The sequence below is a fragment of the Enterobacter sp. BNK-29 genome, assembly GCF_048684785.1.
Taxonomy (GTDB): domain Bacteria; phylum Pseudomonadota; class Gammaproteobacteria; order Enterobacterales; family Enterobacteriaceae; genus Enterobacter; species Enterobacter cloacae_M.
On sequence record NZ_JBLQTU010000001.1, the window covers coordinates 1625996 to 1644843 of the forward strand.

Below are 18848 nucleotides of genomic sequence, written 5' to 3' on the forward strand. Positions count from 1 at the left end.
ATTGTGTCGTCTCTTCGCCGAAACAGCTTCGGCGTTGTAAGGTTAAGCCTCACGGTTCATTAGTATCGGTTAGCTCAACGCATCGCTGCGCTTACACACCCGACCTATCAACGTCGTAGTCTTCAACGTTCCTTCAGGACTCTCAGGGAGTCAGGGAGAACTCATCTCGGGGCAAGTTTCGTGCTTAGATGCTTTCAGCACTTATCTTTTCCGCATTTAGCTACCGGGCAGTGCCATTGGCATGACAACCCGAACACCAGTGATGCGTCCACTCCGGTCCTCTCGTACTAGGAGCAGCCCCCCTCAATTCTCCAGCGCCCACGGCAGATAGGGACCGAACTGTCTCACGACGTTCTAAACCCAGCTCGCGTACCACTTTAAATGGCGAACAGCCATACCCTTGGGACCTACTTCAGCCCCAGGATGTGATGAGCCGACATCGAGGTGCCAAACACCGCCGTCGATATGAACTCTTGGGCGGTATCAGCCTGTTATCCCCGGAGTACCTTTTATCCGTTGAGCGATGGCCCTTCCATTCAGAACCACCGGATCACTATGACCTGCTTTCGCACCTGCTCGAGCCGTCACTCTCGCAGTCAAGCTAGCTTATGCCATTGCACTAACCTCCTGATGTCCGACCAGGATTAGCTAACCTTCGTGCTCCTCCGTTACTCTTTGGGAGGAGACCGCCCCAGTCAAACTACCCACCAGACACTGTCCGCAACCCGGATTACGGGTCTACGTTAGAACACCAGCCATTAAAGGGTGGTATTTCAAGGATGGCTCCACGCAGACTGGCGTCCACGCTTCAAAGCCTCCCACCTATCCTACACATCAAGGACCAGTGTTCAGTGTCAAGCTATAGTAAAGGTTCACGGGGTCTTTCCGTCTTGCCGCGGGTACACTGCATCTTCACAGCGAGTTCAATTTCACTGAGTCTCGGGTGGAGACAGCCTGGCCATCATTACGCCATTCGTGCAGGTCGGAACTTACCCGACAAGGAATTTCGCTACCTTAGGACCGTTATAGTTACGGCCGCCGTTTACCGGGGCTTCGATCAAGAGCTTCGCGTTGCCGCTAACCCCATCAATTAACCTTCCGGCACCGGGCAGGCGTCACACCGTATACGTCCACTTTCGTGTTTGCACAGTGCTGTGTTTTTAATAAACAGTTGCAGCCAGCTGGTATCTTCGACTGATTTCAGCTCCACCCGCAGGGGCTTCACCTACATATCAGCGTGCCTTCTCCCGAAGTTACGGCACCATTTTGCCTAGTTCCTTCACCCGAGTTCTCTCAAGCGCCTTGGTATTCTCTACCTGACCACCTGTGTCGGTTTGGGGTACGATTTCGTGTTACCTGATGCTTAGAGGCTTTTCCTGGAAGCAGGGCATTTGTTACTTCAGCACCGTAGTGCCTCGTCATCACACCTCAGCGTTAATAAACGACCGGATTTACCTAATCGTTCCGCCTACATGCTTAAACCGGGACAACCGTCGCCCGGCTAACATAGCCTTCTCCGTCCCCCCTTCGCAGTAACACCAAGTACAGGAATATTAACCTGTTTCCCATCGACTACGCCTTTCGGCCTCGCCTTAGGGGTCGACTCACCCTGCCCCGATTAACGTTGGACAGGAACCCTTGGTCTTCCGGCGAGCGGGCTTTTCACCCGCTTTATCGTTACTTATGTCAGCATTCGCACTTCTGATACCTCCAGCATGCCTCACAGCACACCTTCAACGGCTTACAGAACGCTCCCCTACCCAACAACGCATAAGCGTCGCTGCCGCAGCTTCGGTGCATGGTTTAGCCCCGTTACATCTTCCGCGCAGGCCGACTCGACCAGTGAGCTATTACGCTTTCTTTAAATGATGGCTGCTTCTAAGCCAACATCCTGGCTGTCTGTGCCTTCCCACATCGTTTCCCACTTAACCATGACTTTGGGACCTTAGCTGGCGGTCTGGGTTGTTTCCCTCTTCACGACGGACGTTAGCACCCGCCGTGTGTCTCCCGTGATAACATTCTTCGGTATTCGTAGTTTGCATCGGGTTGGTAAGCCGGGATGGCCCCCTAGCCGAAACAGTGCTCTACCCCCGAAGATGAGTTCACGAGGCGCTACCTAAATAGCTTTCGGGGAGAACCAGCTATCTCCCGGTTTGATTGGCCTTTCACCCCCAGCCACAAGTCATCCGCTAATTTTTCAACATTAGTCGGTTCGGTCCTCCAGTTAGTGTTACCCAACCTTCAACCTGCCCATGGCTAGATCACCGGGTTTCGGGTCTATACCCTGCAACTTAACGCCCAGTTAAGACTCGGTTTCCCTTCGGCTCCCCTATACGGTTAACCTTGCTACAGAATATAAGTCGCTGACCCATTATACAAAAGGTACGCAGTCACACCACGAAGGTGCTCCCACTGCTTGTACGTACACGGTTTCAGGTTCTTTTTCACTCCCCTCGCCGGGGTTCTTTTCGCCTTTCCCTCACGGTACTGGTTCACTATCGGTCAGTCAGGAGTATTTAGCCTTGGAGGATGGTCCCCCCATATTCAGACAGGATACCACGTGTCCCGCCCTACTCTTCGAGTTCACAGCCTGTGTGCTTTCGTGTACGGGACTGTCACCCTGTACCGTGCGACTTTCCAGACGCTTCCACTAACACACAAGCTGATTCAGACTCTGGGCTGCTCCCCGTTCGCTCGCCGCTACTGGGGGAATCTCGGTTGATTTCTTTTCCTCGGGGTACTTAGATGTTTCAGTTCCCCCGGTTCGCCTCGTTAACCTATGTATTCAGTTAACGATAGTGTGACGAATCACACTGGGTTTCCCCATTCGGACATCGCCGGGTCAAAGGTTCATATCACCTCGCCGGCGCTTTTCGCAGATTAGCACGTCCTTCATCGCCTCTGACTGCCAGGGCATCCACCGTGTACGCTTAGTCGCTTAACCTCACAACCCGAAGATGTTTCTTTCGATTCATCATCGACTTGCGAAAATTTGAGAGACTCGAACACACCAATTAAGATGTGTCGTTTCAATTTTCAGCTTGATCCAGATTTTTAAAGAGCAAATATCTCAAACGTCACCCGAAGATGAGTTTTGAGATATGACGGCAGGTGACTTTCACTCACGAACCAGCAAGTGGCGTCCCCTAGGGGATTCGAACCCCTGTTACCGCCGTGAAAGGGCGGTGTCCTGGGCCTCTAGACGAAGGGGACGTGAAGTCTCAATCGCAAGACGCCTTGCTATTTACTTTTCATCAGACAATCTGTGTGAGCACTGCAAAGGCAGGTTCTTTAAGGTAAGGAGGTGATCCAACCGCAGGTTCCCCTACGGTTACCTTGTTACGACTTCACCCCAGTCATGAATCACAAAGTGGTAAGCGCCCTCCCGAAGGTTAAGCTACCTACTTCTTTTGCAACCCACTCCCATGGTGTGACGGGCGGTGTGTACAAGGCCCGGGAACGTATTCACCGTAGCATTCTGATCTACGATTACTAGCGATTCCGACTTCATGGAGTCGAGTTGCAGACTCCAATCCGGACTACGACGCACTTTATGAGGTCCGCTTGCTCTCGCGAGGTCGCTTCTCTTTGTATGCGCCATTGTAGCACGTGTGTAGCCCTACTCGTAAGGGCCATGATGACTTGACGTCATCCCCACCTTCCTCCAGTTTATCACTGGCAGTCTCCTTTGAGTTCCCGGCCGGACCGCTGGCAACAAAGGATAAGGGTTGCGCTCGTTGCGGGACTTAACCCAACATTTCACAACACGAGCTGACGACAGCCATGCAGCACCTGTCTCAGAGTTCCCGAAGGCACCAATCCATCTCTGGAAAGTTCTCTGGATGTCAAGAGTAGGTAAGGTTCTTCGCGTTGCATCGAATTAAACCACATGCTCCACCGCTTGTGCGGGCCCCCGTCAATTCATTTGAGTTTTAACCTTGCGGCCGTACTCCCCAGGCGGTCGACTTAACGCGTTAGCTCCGGAAGCCACGCCTCAAGGGCACAACCTCCAAGTCGACATCGTTTACGGCGTGGACTACCAGGGTATCTAATCCTGTTTGCTCCCCACGCTTTCGCACCTGAGCGTCAGTCTTTGTCCAGGGGGCCGCCTTCGCCACCGGTATTCCTCCAGATCTCTACGCATTTCACCGCTACACCTGGAATTCTACCCCCCTCTACAAGACTCTAGCCTGCCAGTTTCGAATGCAGTTCCCAGGTTGAGCCCGGGGATTTCACATCCGACTTGACAGACCGCCTGCGTGCGCTTTACGCCCAGTAATTCCGATTAACGCTTGCACCCTCCGTATTACCGCGGCTGCTGGCACGGAGTTAGCCGGTGCTTCTTCTGCGGGTAACGTCAATTGCTGTGGTTATTAACCACAACACCTTCCTCCCCGCTGAAAGTACTTTACAACCCGAAGGCCTTCTTCATACACGCGGCATGGCTGCATCAGGCTTGCGCCCATTGTGCAATATTCCCCACTGCTGCCTCCCGTAGGAGTCTGGACCGTGTCTCAGTTCCAGTGTGGCTGGTCATCCTCTCAGACCAGCTAGGGATCGTCGCCTAGGTGAGCCGTTACCCCACCTACTAGCTAATCCCATCTGGGCACATCTGATGGCAAGAGGCCCGAAGGTCCCCCTCTTTGGTCTTGCGACGTTATGCGGTATTAGCTACCGTTTCCAGTAGTTATCCCCCTCCATCAGGCAGTTTCCCAGACATTACTCACCCGTCCGCCGCTCGTCACCCGGAGAGCAAGCTCTCCTGTGCTACCGCTCGACTTGCATGTGTTAGGCCTGCCGCCAGCGTTCAATCTGAGCCATGATCAAACTCTTCAATTTAAGTTTGATGCTCGTGAATTAAACTTCGTAATGAATTACGTATGTTCACTCAGAGACTTGGTATTCATTTTTCGTCTTGCGACGTTAAGAATCCATGTCACTTTGAGTGCCCACACAGATTGTCTGATAAATTGTTAAAGAGCAGTGCAACGCGGCTTTCGCTCACCGTTGCGAGGTGGCGTATATTACGCTTTCCTCTTTCAGAGTCAACCCGTTATTTCAGGATTTTTTCTCTTCAACCGACCGGGTTGTCTGTGAAGTGATTCACATCCGCCGTGTCGATGGAGGCGCATTATAGGGATCCCATTTTTTAGCACAAGTATTTTTTAGATCTTTTTTTCCGACTGCTGATTTTCCGCGCTTTTCGCTGAAATCCCGCCCGATCTGCTTAAATATTGACGTATTTTGCCTTGCCTCGATCCATTAATACGATCAAAGTCTTCTTATAGCGCTCATTCTTAGAGGTAGATATGCCAGCAGTAATACGCCCTTATAAAGATCTGTTCCCCCAAAAAGGCGATCGCGTGATGATCGATGCCAGCAGCGTGGTCGTTGGTGATGTGCGAATGGCCGATGATGTCAGCATCTGGCCGCTCGTCGCCATCAGGGGAGATGTTAACTATGTGTCGATTGGTGCACGTACCAACATTCAGGACGGTAGCGTTCTGCATGTCACGCACAAATCCTCCTATAACCCCGAGGGTAATCCCCTCATCATTGGAGAGGATGTTACCGTCGGCCATAAAGTGATGCTCCACGGCTGCACGATCGGAAATCGCGTCCTTGTTGGCATGGGGTCGATTTTGCTGGATGGCGTCATAGTAGAAGATGACGTAATGATTGGTGCCGGTAGCCTGGTCCCGCAGAACAAACGGCTGGAGAGCGGTTATCTCTATCTGGGAAGTCCGGTAAAACAGATCCGCCCCCTTAAGGAGGCAGAGATCGAAGGATTAAAATACTCGGCGAACAACTACGTAAAATGGAAGAATGACTATTTGGATCAGGATAACCAAACCCAGCCCTGATCGTCTTCCTGCTGTTCGCGGATTAAATCGCTGGCTTCCTCTTCCAGATCCCAGCGATTTTCGCAAAATACCGCTAGCGGGTCTGTGCCGCCAAAACGATGCAACAGCGTTTCTCCATGGATGGCACAGGTAAGTTGCATGCCCTGTACCAGCACCGGAAAACAGACCGCTTGTTTATGCTCATCCCAGCTCTCTCTGTCCGGGAAATGAATAGCCTGATTCACGCCGAAAGCTCCTGCTTTAGCTTTTCAATGACCGGCTCGACCGCAGGCAACACTCCGTGCCAGAGCAGCACCGCATGCGCAGCCTGCCCCACCAGCATTCCCAGCCCATCGGCTAACTGTTTCGCGCCGTGTTGTTCACACCAGTTCAGGAAAGGCGTCTTCCCTTTCTGATAGAACATGTCATAGAAGTACATATGCGCACTGACCAGCGAAGCGGGAATTGCCGGGATCTCGCCATTGATGCCGCTGGATGTGGCATTAATGACAAGATCGAACTCACGTTCGGCAAGATCGTCAAGCGCTACCGCGCTCACGCTGCCGGTATGCGCAAACAACGCCGCCAGCGCTTCTGCCCGGGAAAAGGTTCTGTTCGTGATGGTCACCGAACAGTCTAGTGAAAGCAGAGGCAACAAAACGCCCCGCGATGCGCCACCCGCGCCAATCAGCAGGATCCGGAAACCGGGCTTGATAAAGGAGAGTCTTTCCAGATCGCTGAGTAAACCAATCCCGTCGGTGTTGTCCCCCAGAAGGCGTCCATCCTCAAGCCGTTTTAGGGTATTGACTGCACCAGCAAGTGAAGCGCGTTCGGTCAGCTCATCCGCACGTTCGAAGGCTTCTTCTTTAAACGGGACCGTCACATTCGCGCCTTTGCCCCCCGCGGCGAAAAAGGCCTCAAGCGTAGGGATAAAGGCATCCACTGGCGCCAGTACGCGACCATAGGGGTGATCTATCTGTAGCTGCTCCGCGAACTGCTGATGGATCAACGGTGACTTGCTGTGTGCAATGGGATTACCAAAAACAGCATAGGTTTCCATGAGATTACCCCTGGCGAAAACGTTCGCCGGTCAAAGCGTCGCGAATTTCAGACGGATTCAGGCGCCCTCCCGTTTCACCGACAGCAACAGGGAAGTCGTTCCCGAACTGCGCCAGTACTTCTTCGGTTGTCCGGCAAGGTGGCAATCCGGTCAGGTTGGCGCTGGTTGAGACCAGCGGTTTACCAAATGCCAGACACAGCTCAACCACCAGCGGATGGTCAGTTACGCGAACGGCGAGGGAATCAAAACGTCCGGTTAACCAGCGAGGCGTTGTCGGCTGCGCCGGGAAAACGAAGGTCACCGGGCCAGGCCACGCGGAGAAGATAGTCTCGCGCTGCGCCGGCGTCAGCATGGAGTCATCGATATAGGGTTTAAGCTGCTCGTAATTCGCAGCGATCAAAATCAGCCCTTTCTCGACGGGTCTTTGTTTTAAGGCAAGCAGTCGGCTCACGGCCGTCTCGCTGTCAGGATCGCAACCGACTCCAAAAACAGCTTCAGTTGGATAGGCGATGACTTCTTCTTTTTTCAGTACGTCCACAGCATGCGCAATGGAGCCTGATGGCAGGTTATTATTCACTATTTTGATCCGCCGTAACCGGCTTTCCACATTGTTTACTGGCGCAGAAGCGTTTCATGCCTTGCGCGGTTTTCTTCTCTATAAGTAGCGGATAATTGCAATGAGGGCAGGTTCCCGCTACCGGTTTAAAATTGATAACGAACTGGCATTCAGGGTAGCGATCGCACGAATGGAAAGTCTTACCATAACGGGAGCGGCGCTGTACCAACTGACCGCGCTGACACTGAGGGCACGCAATTGCCGTTTCATCAGGCTTATCGATTTGTTCCGTATGCTCACATTCCGGGTAGCGGCTACATCCAATAAACATGCCGAAACGCCCCTGCCGCAGGGCTAATTCACCACCGCAGAGTGGGCAATACTGACCCGCCAGAATTTTAACGATATGTCCATCCGCCTGGCTTTTCAGGGGACGGACATAATCACATTCCGGATAGTTTGAACAACCGAGAAACGGGCCGTGTTTCCCGGACCGAATAACAAGTTCAGCCCCGCACTGCGGGCAGGGCTCGTTTTTATGCACCGTGAATAGTGCTGATTTGGCCATAACAACTCTTGGTGCTGCACATTGAATTAGTGCAGCATACCTTCATTCACTTCAAAGAGTAATTCTTCCATTTGCTGATAGGCGTTTTCACAGCCCGGGATATTAAACAGAACCATTAGGATCACCCACTTGAGATCTTCCAGTTCAAATTCTGCTGTATCCAGCGCCATGACGCGCTCTATCACCATTTCTCTCGTTTCGAGGTTCAGCACCTGAATCTGCTCAAGGAATAAGATGAACCCCCGGCAGCTGGCGTCCAGCCTTTCACACTCTTCCGCTGTATAAATGCGTACTGACAATGGGTCAGAAGCAAGCTGCATCGGTTCGGCGAGGTCTTCCTGATAATCAGCCAGTTTTTCCAGCCATATCAACGCATTATAGATATCTTCCCGCTCAAACCCCGCATCGGTAAGATCCTGTGTCAATTTGTCCTGATCCACTCGCATTTCTGCTTCGTTATGGATGTAAGTCTCAAACAAATACATCAGTACGTCGAACATGGCATGCCCTCCTTAATCGGACATAGCCGCCGGGTACAGCTGCGATCCACCCTGCTAACTCCAGTTCGAGTAGCTGTGCTACCGTTACTGGCACAGGTTGGCCGGCACGTTCAGCGACAACGTCAACAGGTGTTACCTCATCTCCTACGTTAGCCAGGAGCTTGGGAAATGGCAATGCCACCTTTCCCTGATCTGATGAATATTGTCGCTTTTCGGGATCTTCCTGCAGCCATTGCAACCCATATTGCAAATTTTCAAGAATATCTCCTACTTCCGTTACCGGCGTTGCACCTTGCTTAATCAGCCAGTGGGGCCCCTCGCATCCGGGATTACCTATCGGACCGGGCAAGGCGAAGACTTCTCTCCCCTGTTCGAGCGCGCATCGCGCCGTGACCAGCGAACCGCTTCGGCGCGCCGCTTCAACTACCAGCACGCCTTTGCTAAGCCCGCTGATAATTCGATTACGACGCGGAAAGTTTGCCGGCCTGGGCTGTGCGGAAAGCGGAAACTCAGAAACTATCGCGCCGTCAGATTCGATAAGCCGCATCGCCAGTGCCTGATGCCGGCGTGGATAAATGCTAAAAAGACCGTTCCCCAGCACCGCTACGCTTCGTCCCTTAACTGACAGCGCCGCGCTGTGGGCTACGCCGTCAATACCGCAGGCCAGCCCGCTGGTGATCGTGAAACCGCTTTGTGACAGTTGTTCGCACAGGATTTTCCCCCATCGCTCGCCGTACCATGACGGCGCACGACTGCCTACCACCGCCAACTGAACGGTATTAAGCGCCTCAGGGTTACCTTTTATGAATAACGCCCCAGGATAATCAGGAATCGTGCGGAGCAAAGGGGGATAAAGGGGATGGTTGGCCGTTAATAAATGATGTCCCGGCTGCTCAAGCCACATAAGGCTACGTTCCAGCTCTCTCTCATCGAGTGCAAAGAAGCGTTCAACCTGCTTTGCTGTCAGCCCGGCATTTCTGGCCACGAGCACGTTGAGGTGTTCCTGCTTCTGCAGTCGCTCAGCCGCATCCAGCATTACATCACCACACAGCGACCCAGTGTGTACTAGCCGTAGCCATATCTCGGTAGACGTCATCCTTTCCCCTGCCATAAGCGGCCTCCGCAATCATTGCGATTGGTCACTGATGCTGTCAATCGATGGGGGATTTGTCTAGAATAGAGAGAGTATTCTTATCAACTCCTGAACACGACTCTGGAAATTTATGGCAGTTTTGCAAGTGTTACATATTCCGGACGAGCGCCTTCGCATCGTCGCTGAACCGGTCAAAGAAGTGAATGCAGAAATCCAGCGTATCGTTGATGATATGTTCGATACCATGTACGCCGAAGAAGGCATTGGCCTGGCGGCGACGCAGGTGGACATTCATAAGCGTATTATCGTGATTGATGTTTCCGAAAATCGCGATGAGCGTCTGGTGCTGATCAACCCTGAGCTGCTCGAAAAGAGTGGCGAAACCGGTATTGAGGAAGGCTGTCTGTCCATTCCTGAACAGCGCGCTTTAGTACCGCGTGCCGAAAAGGTGAAAATTCGCGCTCTGGATCGTGACGGTAACCCGTTCGAACTGGAAGCAGACGACCTGCTGGCAATTTGTATTCAGCATGAGATGGATCACCTGGTCGGTAAACTGTTTATCGATTATCTCTCGCCGCTGAAGCAGCAGCGTATTCGTCAAAAAGTAGAGAAACTGGATCGTTTGCGTTCTCGCGCATAACGTCCCCCCGGATACAAGGATCATCGTGTCTAAAACACTACGTATTATCTTCGCGGGAACCCCTGATTTTGCAGCGCGTCATCTTGACGCGCTGTTATCGTCTGGTCACCAGGTTGTTGGCGTCTTTACCCAGCCGGACCGTCCTGCTGGTCGCGGCAAAAAACTGATGCCGAGCCCTGTAAAGGTGCTGGCAGAAGAGCATGGGCTACCCGTTTTTCAGCCCGCATCGTTGCGCCCACAGGAAAATCAGCAGCTGGTTGCTGACCTGAATGCCGACGTAATGGTGGTGGTAGCTTACGGTTTAATTCTGCCAAAAGCTGTGCTTGATATGCCCCGCCTGGGTTGCATCAACGTGCATGGGTCTCTGCTCCCGCGCTGGCGTGGTGCTGCACCTATCCAACGCTCGCTGTGGGCAGGTGATGCCGAAACGGGCGTTACCATCATGAAGATGGACGTAGGTTTAGACACCGGCGATATGCTGTATAAACTGGCCTGCCCCATAACGTCAGACGATACCAGCGTTACGCTGTATGACAAACTGGCAGACCTTGGCCCACAAGGGCTTATCGAGACGCTCCAGCAGCTTGCTGACAATACGGCGAATCCGGAAGTTCAGGATGACGCGCTGGTGACTTATGCCGAAAAACTGAGCAAAGAAGAAGCGCGGATCGACTGGTCCCTTTCAGCCGCGCAGCTTGAACGCTGCATTCGCGCTTTTAATCCGTGGCCAATGAGCTGGTTGGAGATTGATGAGCAGCCGGTGAAAGTCTGGAAAGCCTCCGTCATTAGCGGTACTACCACGGCTGAACCCGGCACGATTGTTGACGCCAACAAGAACGGAATTCAGGTGGCGACTGGGCAAGGGATCCTCAATCTTGAATCGCTACAACCGGCCGGTAAGAAGGCCATGAGCGCTCAGGATCTGTTAAATTCCCGCCGCGAATGGTTTATTCCGGGCAATCGTCTTGCCTGAGAAAATCTATCCTTAAGGCCCGGTGTTTCCGGGCATTTTTATTTTTACGGTTATGAAAAAACAAAATCTACGCAGTATGGCGGCTCAGGCCGTTGAGCAGGTTATCGAGCAGGGCCAGTCACTAAGTAACGTCCTGCCTCCCCTGCAACAAAAAGTCTCTGATAAAGACAAAGCCCTGCTTCAGGAGCTCTGCTTTGGCGTTCTGCGCACGCTTTCTCAGCTTGAGTGGTTGATTAACAAGCTGATGTCACGCCCAATGACAGGCAAGCAGCGCACCGTACACTATTTGATTATGATGGGTTTTTATCAGCTTCTTCATACCCGCATCCCACCTCATGCCGCGCTGGCTGAGACGGTGGAAGGCGCCGTTGCGATTAAACGCCCTCAGCTGAAAGGCCTGATCAACGGCGTACTGCGTCAGTTCCAGAGACAGCAGGAAGAGCTTCTGGCTGAATTTGCCCAAAGCGAAGCACGTTTCCTGCACCCGGACTGGCTGTTGAAGCGCCTGAAAAAAGCCTATCCACAGCAGTGGCAGGAGATTGCCGATGCCAACAATCAGCGTCCGCCAATGTGGTTACGCGTGAATCGTAATCACCACAGCCGTGACGCATGGCTGAGCTTGCTCGAAGAAGCTGGAATGAGTGGATTCCCGCATGAAGCCTATCCGGATGCCGTACGCTTAGCCTCACCGGCACCGGTACATGCATTACCCGGTTTTGATGAGGGCTGGGTTACCGTACAGGATGCCTCGGCTCAGGGTTGCATGACCTGGCTTGAACCCAAAAATGGTGAGCAGATCCTCGATCTTTGCGCCGCGCCTGGGGGCAAAACGACGCATATTCTTGAAGTGGCTCCGCAGGCCAGCGTGCTGGCAGTGGATGTCGATGAACAGCGTCTCTCACGCGTCTACGACAACCTCAATCGTTTGGGTATGAAGGCTCAGGTTAAGCAGGGCGATGGACGCAAACCCGCAGAATGGTGTGGTGAAACACAATTCGATCGCATTTTGCTGGACGCCCCCTGCTCTGCAACCGGTGTTATTCGTCGTCATCCGGACATCAAGTGGCTACGCCGCGATCGTGATATTCAGGAACTTGCCCAACTGCAATCCGACATTCTCGACGCCATTTGGCCGCATCTTAAATCTGGCGGAACGCTGGTCTATGCGACCTGCTCCGTACTTCCTGAAGAAAACAGCCAGCAAATTGCGGCCTTCCTTAAACGAACGCCGGACGCCGCGCTGCGCGATACGGGAACGCCTGAATCCCCGGGTCTGCAGAACCTGCCGGGTGCTGAAGAGGGCGATGGCTTCTTTTACGCTAAGCTAATCAAAGAGTGATGTTGAGAACAGGTCACGAGATATGAAAATTATCATTCTGGGTGCAGGACAGGTGGGCGGAACGCTGGCGGAAAACCTGGTTGGCGAAAACAACGACATCACAATTGTTGATACCAACGGCGATCGTCTGCGTGTCTTACAGGACAAGTTTGACCTGCGCGTGGTGCAGGGTCATGGTTCGCACCCACGTGTTCTTCGTGAGGCGGGTGCCGACGATGCCGACATGCTGGTTGCGGTAACCAGTTCTGACGAAACCAATATGGTGGCCTGTCAGGTGGCATACTCACTTTTCAACACGCCAAACCGAATTGCGCGTATTCGCTCTCCGGACTATGTTCGCGATGCTGAAAAACTGTTTAATTCCGAAGCGGTTCCCATTGACCACCTCATCGCGCCAGAACAGCTGGTTATCGACAATATCTATCGCCTGATTGAATATCCGGGCGCTCTGCAGGTGGTGAACTTTGCCGAGGGCAAAGTGAGCCTGGCAGTGGTTAAGGCCTATTATGGCGGACCATTGATCGGCAATGCGCTTTCCACCATGCGCGAGCACATGCCGCATATCGATACGCGCGTTGCAGCAATTTTCCGTCACGACAGGCCAATTCGCCCGCAAGGCTCCACGATTGTCGAAGCCGGTGATGAGGTCTTCTTTATTGCGGCCTCACAGCATATTCGTGCGGTGATGAGTGAACTTCAGCGTCTCGAAAAACCCTATAAACGCATTATGCTGGTCGGCGGCGGCAATATCGGTGCCGGTCTGGCACATCGGCTGGAAAAAGATTACAGCGTGAAGTTGATCGAGCGCGATCAACAGCGTGCTGCTGAACTGGCGGAAAAACTGCAAAATACGATTGTATTTTATGGTGATGCGTCTGATCAGGAGTTGCTGGCTGAAGAGCATATTGATCAAGTTGATCTCTTTATTGCCGTCACCAACGACGACGAGGCGAATATAATGTCCGCCATGCTCGCGAAGCGCATGGGGGCTAAAAAAGTAATGGTGCTTATCCAGCGTAAGGCGTATGTCGATCTGGTTCAGGGCAGCGTTATTGATATTGCCATTTCCCCTCAGCAGGCGACAATTTCCGCGCTCCTGAGCCATGTTCGTAAAGCGGATATTGTCGGTGTGTCATCGCTCCGCCGTGGCGTAGCGGAAGCCATTGAAGCCGTTGCTCATGGAGATGAAACGACGTCACGCGTCGTCGGCCGTTCGATCGACGAAATTAAACTGCCGCCAGGCACGATTATCGGCGCCGTTGTGCGCGGGAATGATGTCATGATTGCCAATGATAATTTACGAATTGAGCAAGGCGATCACGTTATTATGTTCCTTACCGATAAAAAGTTTATTACCGACGTCGAACGTTTATTCCAGCCAAGTCCATTCTTCCTTTAAAGAATTGGGTGCTCGAGAAAGAGCACCCTTACTTTATCCTTTTCATTTCTGTGCCTTTTATTTTTCATAATGTTTAATTATCCCGAATGGCAATTGGCTAATGATTTGTTAAACTTAAACTCGTCAGCTGGCACAAGGAGAGAACAATGAGTTTTATTAAAGAATTTCGCGAATTTGCGATGCGCGGGAACGTGGTGGATTTGGCAGTGGGTGTCATTATTGGTGCGGCATTCGGCAAGATTGTTTCATCATTAGTGGCTGACATTATCATGCCACCTTTAGGGTTGTTAATCGGCGGCATTGATTTCAAACAGTTCGCTTTCACGCTGCGTGAAGCGCAGGGTGATGTTCCGGCAGTAGTAATGCACTACGGCGTATTTATTCAGAACGTATTTGATTTTGTGATTGTCGCGTTTGCCATATTTATGGCCATCAAGCTGATCAACAGGCTCAACCGTAAAAAAGAAGAGCCGGCTGCAGCACCTGCGCCAACGAAAGAAGAAGTGCTGTTAAGTGAGATCCGCGATCTGTTAAAAGAGCAGAATAACCGCGTCTAATCAATAGATAAAAGCAGGAAGGCCGGTGGTAAATAAGCGATTCGCTTGCTTGCCACTGGCCTCCCAGTTACCCCGTTTTTCATGTTTGTCTTTGCGCAGATAACTTCCTTTCCCTTTTTTATTCTTCTCAACGCGCTGCCTGAATAACGGGTCGTGAAGTAACGCCTCAATGGCATTGTCCTTAATTTGTCCTTTCGTGTGCTGATAGCGGCTCATAATGTCTCCAGAGCAAGGTTTATGACGACGGGAGTCTAGACCCGGTTGAACTAAAAATCAACAGCGCTGCGTTTCTCCACTCGCTCCCTGTTCAAGGGCTTCGAGGATTGAACAATAAATGCTGCTGTGTGCCGTACCGCAGCAGGCATCATTCAGCCTTTGCAGAGAGCGCTGCATGGTTTGCAGTTCCTGTATACGCGCTTCAACTTCATCCAGCCGGGCCTGCACGATGCTTTTAGATTCCTGGCAGGTGTGATGTTCCGGATCGATGCGGATCGATAATAACTCGCGGATCGAATCCAGAGTGAAACCGAGCTGACGCGCATAACGAATAAACCGCAGGCGCTGCAGATCGTTATCGGTATAAAGGCGAAAACCTCCTTCAGTACGTACTTCATGATCGATCATCTGCTGCTTTTCGTAATACCGGATGGTATCCGGCGTAACGTTCGCAAGCTTCGCAAGTTCACCTATGCGGTACATAACTACTCCTCGCTTATTTTCTGCATCAATCTTTCACCGTATTCACCGTGAAGAAAATTAGTGTTCATCCCAGCCTGGCGTAGCTTGAGTTCAAGCAGGGCGAGACGGCGGCTAAGTTCAGAATGTCGTGGATCGTCATGGCGAATCTCTTTGAGAAGATCGGCCAGTTCAACAGCCTCTCTGCGCTGTTCGAGCTCCGGGGGAAGACAGCCTGCATTTTTCAGTAAACGGTATCCAGAGCGTAATTCCGGTGCAATGTGCGAATCATCGTCAAGTACAAGAGGTTCGCCGCTTCCCGGAAGATCGTCGAATTCACCTTTTTTTTGGGCATCGCGAATATGGCGTTCTGCCCACTGATCGAGCAACCACATTACCAGCTCCAGGGATTGAACAGAATTGATACAGACATTTTAGAGAAGTGGTGGTATCGCGGATATAAAAAAACCCGCCGGAGCGGGTTTTTTTACGTTACTGCAGATTACTCTGCAGCAGCTTCTGCTTTCTCTGAACGATCAACCAGCTCGATGTAAGCCATCGGCGCGTTGTCGCCTGCACGGAAACCACACTTCAGAATGCGAGTGTAACCACCGGCACGGCTCGCGAAACGCGGGCCCAGTTCGTTAAACAGTTTTGCCACGATCTCGTTATCACGAGTACGGGCGAATGCCAGACGACGATTAGCAACGCTGTCAGTCTTGGCAAGAGTAATCAGCGGCTCAACTACGCGACGCAGCTCTTTCGCTTTAGGCAGGGTCGTCTTGATGATCTCATGACGAACCAGTGAACCTGCCATGTTGCGGAACATAGCCTGGCGATGGCTGCTGTTGCGGTTCAGTTGACGACCACTCTTACGATGGCGCATGACCTTATCCTTCTCAGTAAAACCTTAACCTGTGATCCGGTTACTCGTCAGCAATGCTTGCCGGTGGCCAGTTTTCCAGGCGCATGCCCAGAGACAGACCACGTGAAGCCAGCACGTCTTTAATCTCAGTAAGAGATTTTTTACCAAGGTTCGGCGTTTTCAGCAACTCAACCTCGGTACGCTGTACCAGATCACCGATATAGTGGATAGCTTCTGCTTTGAGGCAGTTAGCAGAGCGGACAGTCAACTCGAGATCGTCAACAGGGCGCAGCAGGATCGGATCGAATTCTGGTTTCTCTTCTTTCACTTCCGGCTGACGTACATCACGTAAGTCAACGAAAGCTTCCAGTTGTTCTGCCAGGATGGTTGCCGCACGACGAATCGCCTCTTCAGGATCGATTGTTCCGTTGGTTTCCATTTCGATGACCAGCTTGTCCAGGTCGGTACGCTGTTCTACACGCGCTGCTTCAACATTGTAGGCAATACGCTCTACAGGGCTATAGCATGCGTCGACCAGCAGACGGCCGATTGGGCGCTCATCTTCTTCCGAATGAATTCGGGCAGAAGCCGGCACATAACCACGACCGCGCTGAACTTTGATACGCATGCTAATAGCTGCGTTCTCATCGGTCAGGTGGCAGATCACGTGCTGCGGCTTGACGATTTCAACATCACCGTCATGGGTGATGTCGGCTGCAGTCACAGGGCCAATGCCAGATTTATTCAGAGTAAGAATAACTTCATCTTTACCCTGAACTCTCACCGCCAGCCCTTTCAGGTTGAGCAGGATTTCAAGGATATCTTCCTGAACGCCTTCTTTGGTGCTGTACTCATGAAGTACACCATCAATCTCAACCTCGGTCACCGCGCAACCCGGCATCGATGAGAGCAGAATACGGCGCAGTGCGTTACCCAGAGTATGGCCAAAGCCACGCTCTAAAGGCTCAAGGGTCACCTTGGCGTGCGTCGAACTCACTTGCTCGATATCTACCAGGCGCGGTTTTAGAAACTCTGTCACAGAACCCTGCATTGTGTCCTCTCTTTGGTACTAAGCTTTACTTGGAGTAAAGCTCGACGATCAGGTGTTCGTTAATGTCCGCAGACAGATCAGAACGTTCTGGCTGACGCTTGAACGTACCTTCCATCTTGCCAGCATCAACTTCCAGCCAGGTTGGCTTTTCACGCTGCTCAGCCAGCTCCAGAGCGGCCTTCACGCGAGATTGCTTTTTCGCTTTCTCACGAATGCTAACAACGTCATTCGCTTTAACCTGATAAGAAGCGATGTTAACAACACGACCGTTTACCATGATTGCTTTGTGGCTAACCAGCTGACGTGATTCAGCACGAGTAGCGCCGAAGCCCATACGGTATACAACGTTGTCCAGACGACCTTCCAGCAGAGCCAGCAGGTTTTCACCTGTGTTGCCTTTCAGACGTGCTGCTTCTTTATAGTAGTTACGGAACTGACGCTCCAGCACACCGTACATACGGCGAACTTTTTGCTTTTCACGCAACTGCACACCATAGTCAGACAGACGCGGTTTACGCGCACCGTGCTGGCCAGGAGCTTGTTCAATTTTACACTTGGTATCGATCGCGCGAACGCCAGACTTAAGGAATAAGTCGGTGCCCTCACGACGGCTCAGCTTGAGCTTAGGACCCAAATATCTTGCCATTTTCTATCTCCAACTAACCTAAAAAACGGAGCGTTATACGCGACGTTTTTTCGGCGGACGACAACCGTTATGAGGGATCGGAGTCACATCAGTAATATTCGTGATGCGGAAACCAGCGGCGTTCAGAGCGCGAACAGTAGATTCACGACCCGGACCCGGACCTTTAACCATAACTTCCAGATTCTTGATGCCGTATTCTTTTACGGCTTCTGCGCAACGCTCTGCTGCAACCTGAGCTGCGAACGGAGTGGATTTGCGAGAACCACGGAAACCGGAACCACCGGCTGTTGCCCAACCCAATGCGTTACCCTGACGATCAGTAATAGTAACGATGGTGTTGTTGAAAGAAGCATGGATATGAGCCACGCCGTCAGAGACTTGTTTTCTTACACGTTTACGTGCACGAACTGGTGCCTTTGCCATTATTCAATCACCCCGATTATTTCTTGATCGGTTTGCGCGGACCCTTACGGGTACGTGCGTTGGTCTTAGTACGCTGACCGCGCACTGGCAGACCACGACGATGACGCAAACCGCGATAGCAACCAAGATCCATCAGGCGCTTGATGCTCATGCTGATTTCACGGCGCAGATCACCTTCAACGACAAATTTGGCAACTTCGTCACGCAGCGTGTCGATTTGTTCTTCAGACAGCTCACTGATCTTAACATCTTCAGCGATACCCGCTGCAGCCAGAATGGCTTTAGAACGGGTCTTGCCGACGCCGTAGATCGAAGTTAATGCGATCACAGCATGTTTCTGATCAGGAATGTTAATGCCTGCTATACGGGCCACTATGCACTCCTACTATTTAATATGTACGCACCATGCTGAAAAGCCCGTTTTCAGGATACTCAAATGGAAACGTACAGACATACAAAAGATTGGCTGGCTAATCTAGCCAGCTCAACCCAACTTTGCAAGAAAAATATGCGAAATAATCAGCCTTGGCGCTGTTTATGCTTCGGCTCGGCACTGCAAATCACACGGATGACACCATCACGCTTAACGATTTTGCAGTTACGGCATAATTTCTTGACGGAAGCACGAACTTTCATTTTTACTCTCCGTAACTTCTCAGG

Annotated in this window: 21 protein-coding genes, 1 tRNA gene and 2 rRNA genes; 6 read left to right on the forward strand and 18 right to left on the reverse strand. The window is 51.9% G+C overall.

Annotation, left to right across the window (positions count from 1 at the left end; genetic code table 11):
* Nucleotides 1-38 precede the first annotated feature (38 nt).
* The 3 genes from ACMGGX_RS07720 to ACMGGX_RS07730 all read right to left on the reverse strand — a co-directional run bounded on the left by ACMGGX_RS07720 (nt 39) and on the right by ACMGGX_RS07730 (nt 4839).
* Nucleotides 39-2944 (reverse strand): 23S ribosomal RNA (locus ACMGGX_RS07720).
* Nucleotides 2945-3137: 193 nt separating this feature from the next.
* Nucleotides 3138-3213 (reverse strand) — tRNA-Glu (locus ACMGGX_RS07725).
* A gap of 84 nt (nt 3214-3297) precedes the next feature.
* Nucleotides 3298-4839: ribosomal RNA gene (locus tag ACMGGX_RS07730) — 16S ribosomal RNA — on the reverse strand.
* Together the 16S and 23S rRNA genes with 1 tRNA gene alongside form the textbook arrangement of a ribosomal RNA operon.
* A gap of 470 nt (nt 4840-5309) precedes the next feature.
* Here ACMGGX_RS07730 and ACMGGX_RS07735 point away from each other — a divergent pair.
* Nucleotides 5310-5864 carry a gamma carbonic anhydrase family protein gene (locus ACMGGX_RS07735; RefSeq protein ID WP_181593956.1) on the forward strand — a complete coding sequence of 185 codons (555 nt, stop codon included), beginning with the start codon at nt 5310-5312 and terminating at the stop codon, nt 5862-5864.
* On the opposite strand, the gene ACMGGX_RS07740 is transcribed toward ACMGGX_RS07735, so the two are convergent.
* The 6 genes from ACMGGX_RS07740 to dprA are packed head-to-tail and all read right to left on the reverse strand — an operon-like array spanning nt 5840 to nt 9623.
* Nucleotides 5840-6088 (reverse strand): DUF1488 domain-containing protein, encoded by a 249-nt coding sequence (locus ACMGGX_RS07740; RefSeq protein ID WP_023345007.1) that lies wholly within the window; start codon nt 6086-6088, stop codon nt 5840-5842. The two genes, ACMGGX_RS07735 and ACMGGX_RS07740, sit on opposite strands and share 25 nt — an antisense overlap.
* The gene (gene aroE / locus ACMGGX_RS07745; RefSeq protein ID WP_045909527.1) at nt 6085-6903 is read right to left on the reverse strand and encodes a shikimate dehydrogenase; all 819 of its coding nucleotides are present in this window, start codon (nt 6901-6903) and stop codon (nt 6085-6087) included. Before aroE ends, ACMGGX_RS07740 begins: the two co-directional genes overlap by 4 nt.
* A gap of 4 nt (nt 6904-6907) precedes the next feature.
* Nucleotides 6908-7480, reverse strand: coding sequence for an L-threonylcarbamoyladenylate synthase type 1 TsaC (tsaC, locus tag ACMGGX_RS07750; RefSeq protein ID WP_033146781.1), 573 nt, complete (start codon nt 7478-7480; stop codon nt 6908-6910).
* Nucleotides 7473-8027, reverse strand: coding sequence for a type I DNA topoisomerase (locus tag ACMGGX_RS07755; RefSeq protein ID WP_181593959.1), 555 nt, complete (start codon nt 8025-8027; stop codon nt 7473-7475). The genes tsaC and ACMGGX_RS07755 overlap by 8 nt, the downstream gene beginning before the upstream one ends.
* Nucleotides 8028-8053: 26 nt before the next feature.
* Nucleotides 8054-8527 (reverse strand): DUF494 family protein Smg, encoded by a 474-nt coding sequence (gene smg, locus ACMGGX_RS07760; RefSeq protein ID WP_420298247.1) that lies wholly within the window; start codon nt 8525-8527, stop codon nt 8054-8056.
* Nucleotides 8499-9623: a DNA-protecting protein DprA gene (gene dprA / locus ACMGGX_RS07765; RefSeq protein ID WP_420298248.1), complete on the reverse strand. Its 1125-nt coding sequence runs from the start codon at nt 9621-9623 to the stop codon at nt 8499-8501. Before dprA ends, smg begins: the two co-directional genes overlap by 29 nt.
* Nucleotides 9624-9750: 127 nt before the next feature.
* On the opposite strand from dprA, the gene def reads away from it, so the two are divergent.
* The 5 genes from def (at nt 9751) to mscL (ending at nt 14528) form a co-directional block, all read left to right on the forward strand.
* On the forward strand, nt 9751-10260 hold the full coding sequence (gene def / locus ACMGGX_RS07770; RefSeq protein WP_006812188.1) for a peptide deformylase: 510 nt from the start codon (nt 9751-9753) through the stop codon (nt 10258-10260).
* 25 nt (nt 10261-10285) lie between these two features.
* Nucleotides 10286-11233, forward strand: coding sequence for a methionyl-tRNA formyltransferase (gene fmt, locus ACMGGX_RS07775; RefSeq protein WP_420298249.1), 948 nt, complete (start codon nt 10286-10288; stop codon nt 11231-11233).
* A 52-nt stretch (nt 11234-11285) separates the two neighbouring features.
* Nucleotides 11286-12572, forward strand: coding sequence for a 16S rRNA (cytosine(967)-C(5))-methyltransferase RsmB (rsmB, locus tag ACMGGX_RS07780; RefSeq protein WP_420298250.1), 1287 nt, complete (start codon nt 11286-11288; stop codon nt 12570-12572).
* Between the two features lie 22 nt (nt 12573-12594).
* Nucleotides 12595-13971, forward strand: coding sequence for a Trk system potassium transporter TrkA (gene trkA / locus ACMGGX_RS07785; protein ID WP_008503482.1), 1377 nt, complete (start codon nt 12595-12597; stop codon nt 13969-13971).
* Between the two features lie 146 nt (nt 13972-14117).
* Nucleotides 14118-14528: a large-conductance mechanosensitive channel protein MscL gene (gene mscL, locus ACMGGX_RS07790; protein ID WP_023309449.1), complete on the forward strand. Its 411-nt coding sequence runs from the start codon at nt 14118-14120 to the stop codon at nt 14526-14528.
* Here mscL and ACMGGX_RS07795 read toward each other — a convergent pair whose 3' ends face one another.
* The 9 genes from ACMGGX_RS07795 to rpmJ all read right to left on the reverse strand — a co-directional run bounded on the left by ACMGGX_RS07795 (nt 14529) and on the right by rpmJ (nt 18824).
* On the reverse strand, nt 14529-14744 hold the full coding sequence (locus ACMGGX_RS07795) for an alternative ribosome-rescue factor A (protein ID WP_023309450.1): 216 nt from the start codon (nt 14742-14744) through the stop codon (nt 14529-14531).
* 57 nt (nt 14745-14801) lie between these two features.
* Nucleotides 14802-15227: a Zn(2+)-responsive transcriptional regulator gene (gene zntR, locus ACMGGX_RS07800; RefSeq protein WP_063441538.1), complete on the reverse strand. Its 426-nt coding sequence runs from the start codon at nt 15225-15227 to the stop codon at nt 14802-14804.
* Between the two features lie 2 nt (nt 15228-15229).
* Nucleotides 15230-15598: a DUF1992 domain-containing protein gene (locus tag ACMGGX_RS07805; protein ID WP_348562374.1), complete on the reverse strand. Its 369-nt coding sequence runs from the start codon at nt 15596-15598 to the stop codon at nt 15230-15232.
* A 107-nt stretch (nt 15599-15705) separates the two neighbouring features.
* Complete coding sequence (gene rplQ / locus ACMGGX_RS07810; protein WP_001216368.1) at nt 15706-16089, reverse strand: 50S ribosomal protein L17; 384 nt, start codon at nt 16087-16089, stop codon at nt 15706-15708.
* 40 nt (nt 16090-16129) lie between these two features.
* Entirely contained in the window at nt 16130-17119 is a 990-nt protein-coding gene (locus tag ACMGGX_RS07815) for a DNA-directed RNA polymerase subunit alpha (RefSeq protein ID WP_002919219.1), read from the reverse strand.
* A 25-nt stretch (nt 17120-17144) separates the two neighbouring features.
* A complete protein-coding gene (gene rpsD / locus ACMGGX_RS07820) occupies nt 17145-17765 on the reverse strand; it encodes a 30S ribosomal protein S4 (protein ID WP_004868345.1) in 621 nt (206 codons plus the stop codon).
* A gap of 33 nt (nt 17766-17798) precedes the next feature.
* A complete protein-coding gene (rpsK, locus tag ACMGGX_RS07825; RefSeq protein WP_003863312.1) occupies nt 17799-18188 on the reverse strand; it encodes a 30S ribosomal protein S11 in 390 nt (129 codons plus the stop codon).
* 16 nt (nt 18189-18204) lie between these two features.
* A complete protein-coding gene (rpsM, locus tag ACMGGX_RS07830; RefSeq protein ID WP_003863308.1) occupies nt 18205-18561 on the reverse strand; it encodes a 30S ribosomal protein S13 in 357 nt (118 codons plus the stop codon).
* Nucleotides 18562-18707: 146 nt separating this feature from the next.
* On the reverse strand, nt 18708-18824 hold the full coding sequence (gene rpmJ / locus ACMGGX_RS07835; protein WP_000868187.1) for a 50S ribosomal protein L36: 117 nt from the start codon (nt 18822-18824) through the stop codon (nt 18708-18710).
* Nucleotides 18825-18848: the final 24 nt, after the last annotated feature.

What these genes read in the sequence shown, in the direction of transcription:
- ACMGGX_RS07735 (WP_181593956.1), top strand. Translation starts at nt 5,310, where the DNA reads ATGCCAGCAGTAATACGCCCTTATAAAGATCTGTTCCCCCAAAAAGGC.
- aroE (WP_045909527.1), bottom strand. Translation starts at nt 6,903, where the DNA reads ATGGAAACCTATGCTGTTTTTGGTAATCCCATTGCACACAGCAAGTCA.
- ACMGGX_RS07755 (WP_181593959.1), bottom strand. Translation starts at nt 8,027, where the DNA reads ATGGCCAAATCAGCACTATTCACGGTGCATAAAAACGAGCCCTGCCCG.
- smg (WP_420298247.1), bottom strand. Translation starts at nt 8,527, where the DNA reads ATGTTCGACGTACTGATGTATTTGTTTGAGACTTACATCCATAACGAA.
- dprA (WP_420298248.1), bottom strand. Translation starts at nt 9,623, where the DNA reads ATGACGTCTACCGAGATATGGCTACGGCTAGTACACACTGGGTCGCTG.
- def (WP_006812188.1), top strand. Translation starts at nt 9,751, where the DNA reads ATGGCAGTTTTGCAAGTGTTACATATTCCGGACGAGCGCCTTCGCATC.
- rsmB (WP_420298250.1), top strand. Translation starts at nt 11,286, where the DNA reads ATGAAAAAACAAAATCTACGCAGTATGGCGGCTCAGGCCGTTGAGCAG.
- trkA (WP_008503482.1), top strand. Translation starts at nt 12,595, where the DNA reads ATGAAAATTATCATTCTGGGTGCAGGACAGGTGGGCGGAACGCTGGCG.
- mscL (WP_023309449.1), top strand. Translation starts at nt 14,118, where the DNA reads ATGAGTTTTATTAAAGAATTTCGCGAATTTGCGATGCGCGGGAACGTG.
- ACMGGX_RS07795 (WP_023309450.1), bottom strand. Translation starts at nt 14,744, where the DNA reads ATGAGCCGCTATCAGCACACGAAAGGACAAATTAAGGACAATGCCATT.
- zntR (WP_063441538.1), bottom strand. Translation starts at nt 15,227, where the DNA reads ATGTACCGCATAGGTGAACTTGCGAAGCTTGCGAACGTTACGCCGGAT.
- ACMGGX_RS07805 (WP_348562374.1), bottom strand. Translation starts at nt 15,598, where the DNA reads ATGTGGTTGCTCGATCAGTGGGCAGAACGCCATATTCGCGATGCCCAA.
- rplQ (WP_001216368.1), bottom strand. Translation starts at nt 16,089, where the DNA reads ATGCGCCATCGTAAGAGTGGTCGTCAACTGAACCGCAACAGCAGCCAT.
- ACMGGX_RS07815 (WP_002919219.1), bottom strand. Translation starts at nt 17,119, where the DNA reads ATGCAGGGTTCTGTGACAGAGTTTCTAAAACCGCGCCTGGTAGATATC.
- rpsD (WP_004868345.1), bottom strand. Translation starts at nt 17,765, where the DNA reads ATGGCAAGATATTTGGGTCCTAAGCTCAAGCTGAGCCGTCGTGAGGGC.
- rpsK (WP_003863312.1), bottom strand. Translation starts at nt 18,188, where the DNA reads ATGGCAAAGGCACCAGTTCGTGCACGTAAACGTGTAAGAAAACAAGTC.
- rpmJ (WP_000868187.1), bottom strand. Translation starts at nt 18,824, where the DNA reads ATGAAAGTTCGTGCTTCCGTCAAGAAATTATGCCGTAACTGCAAAATC.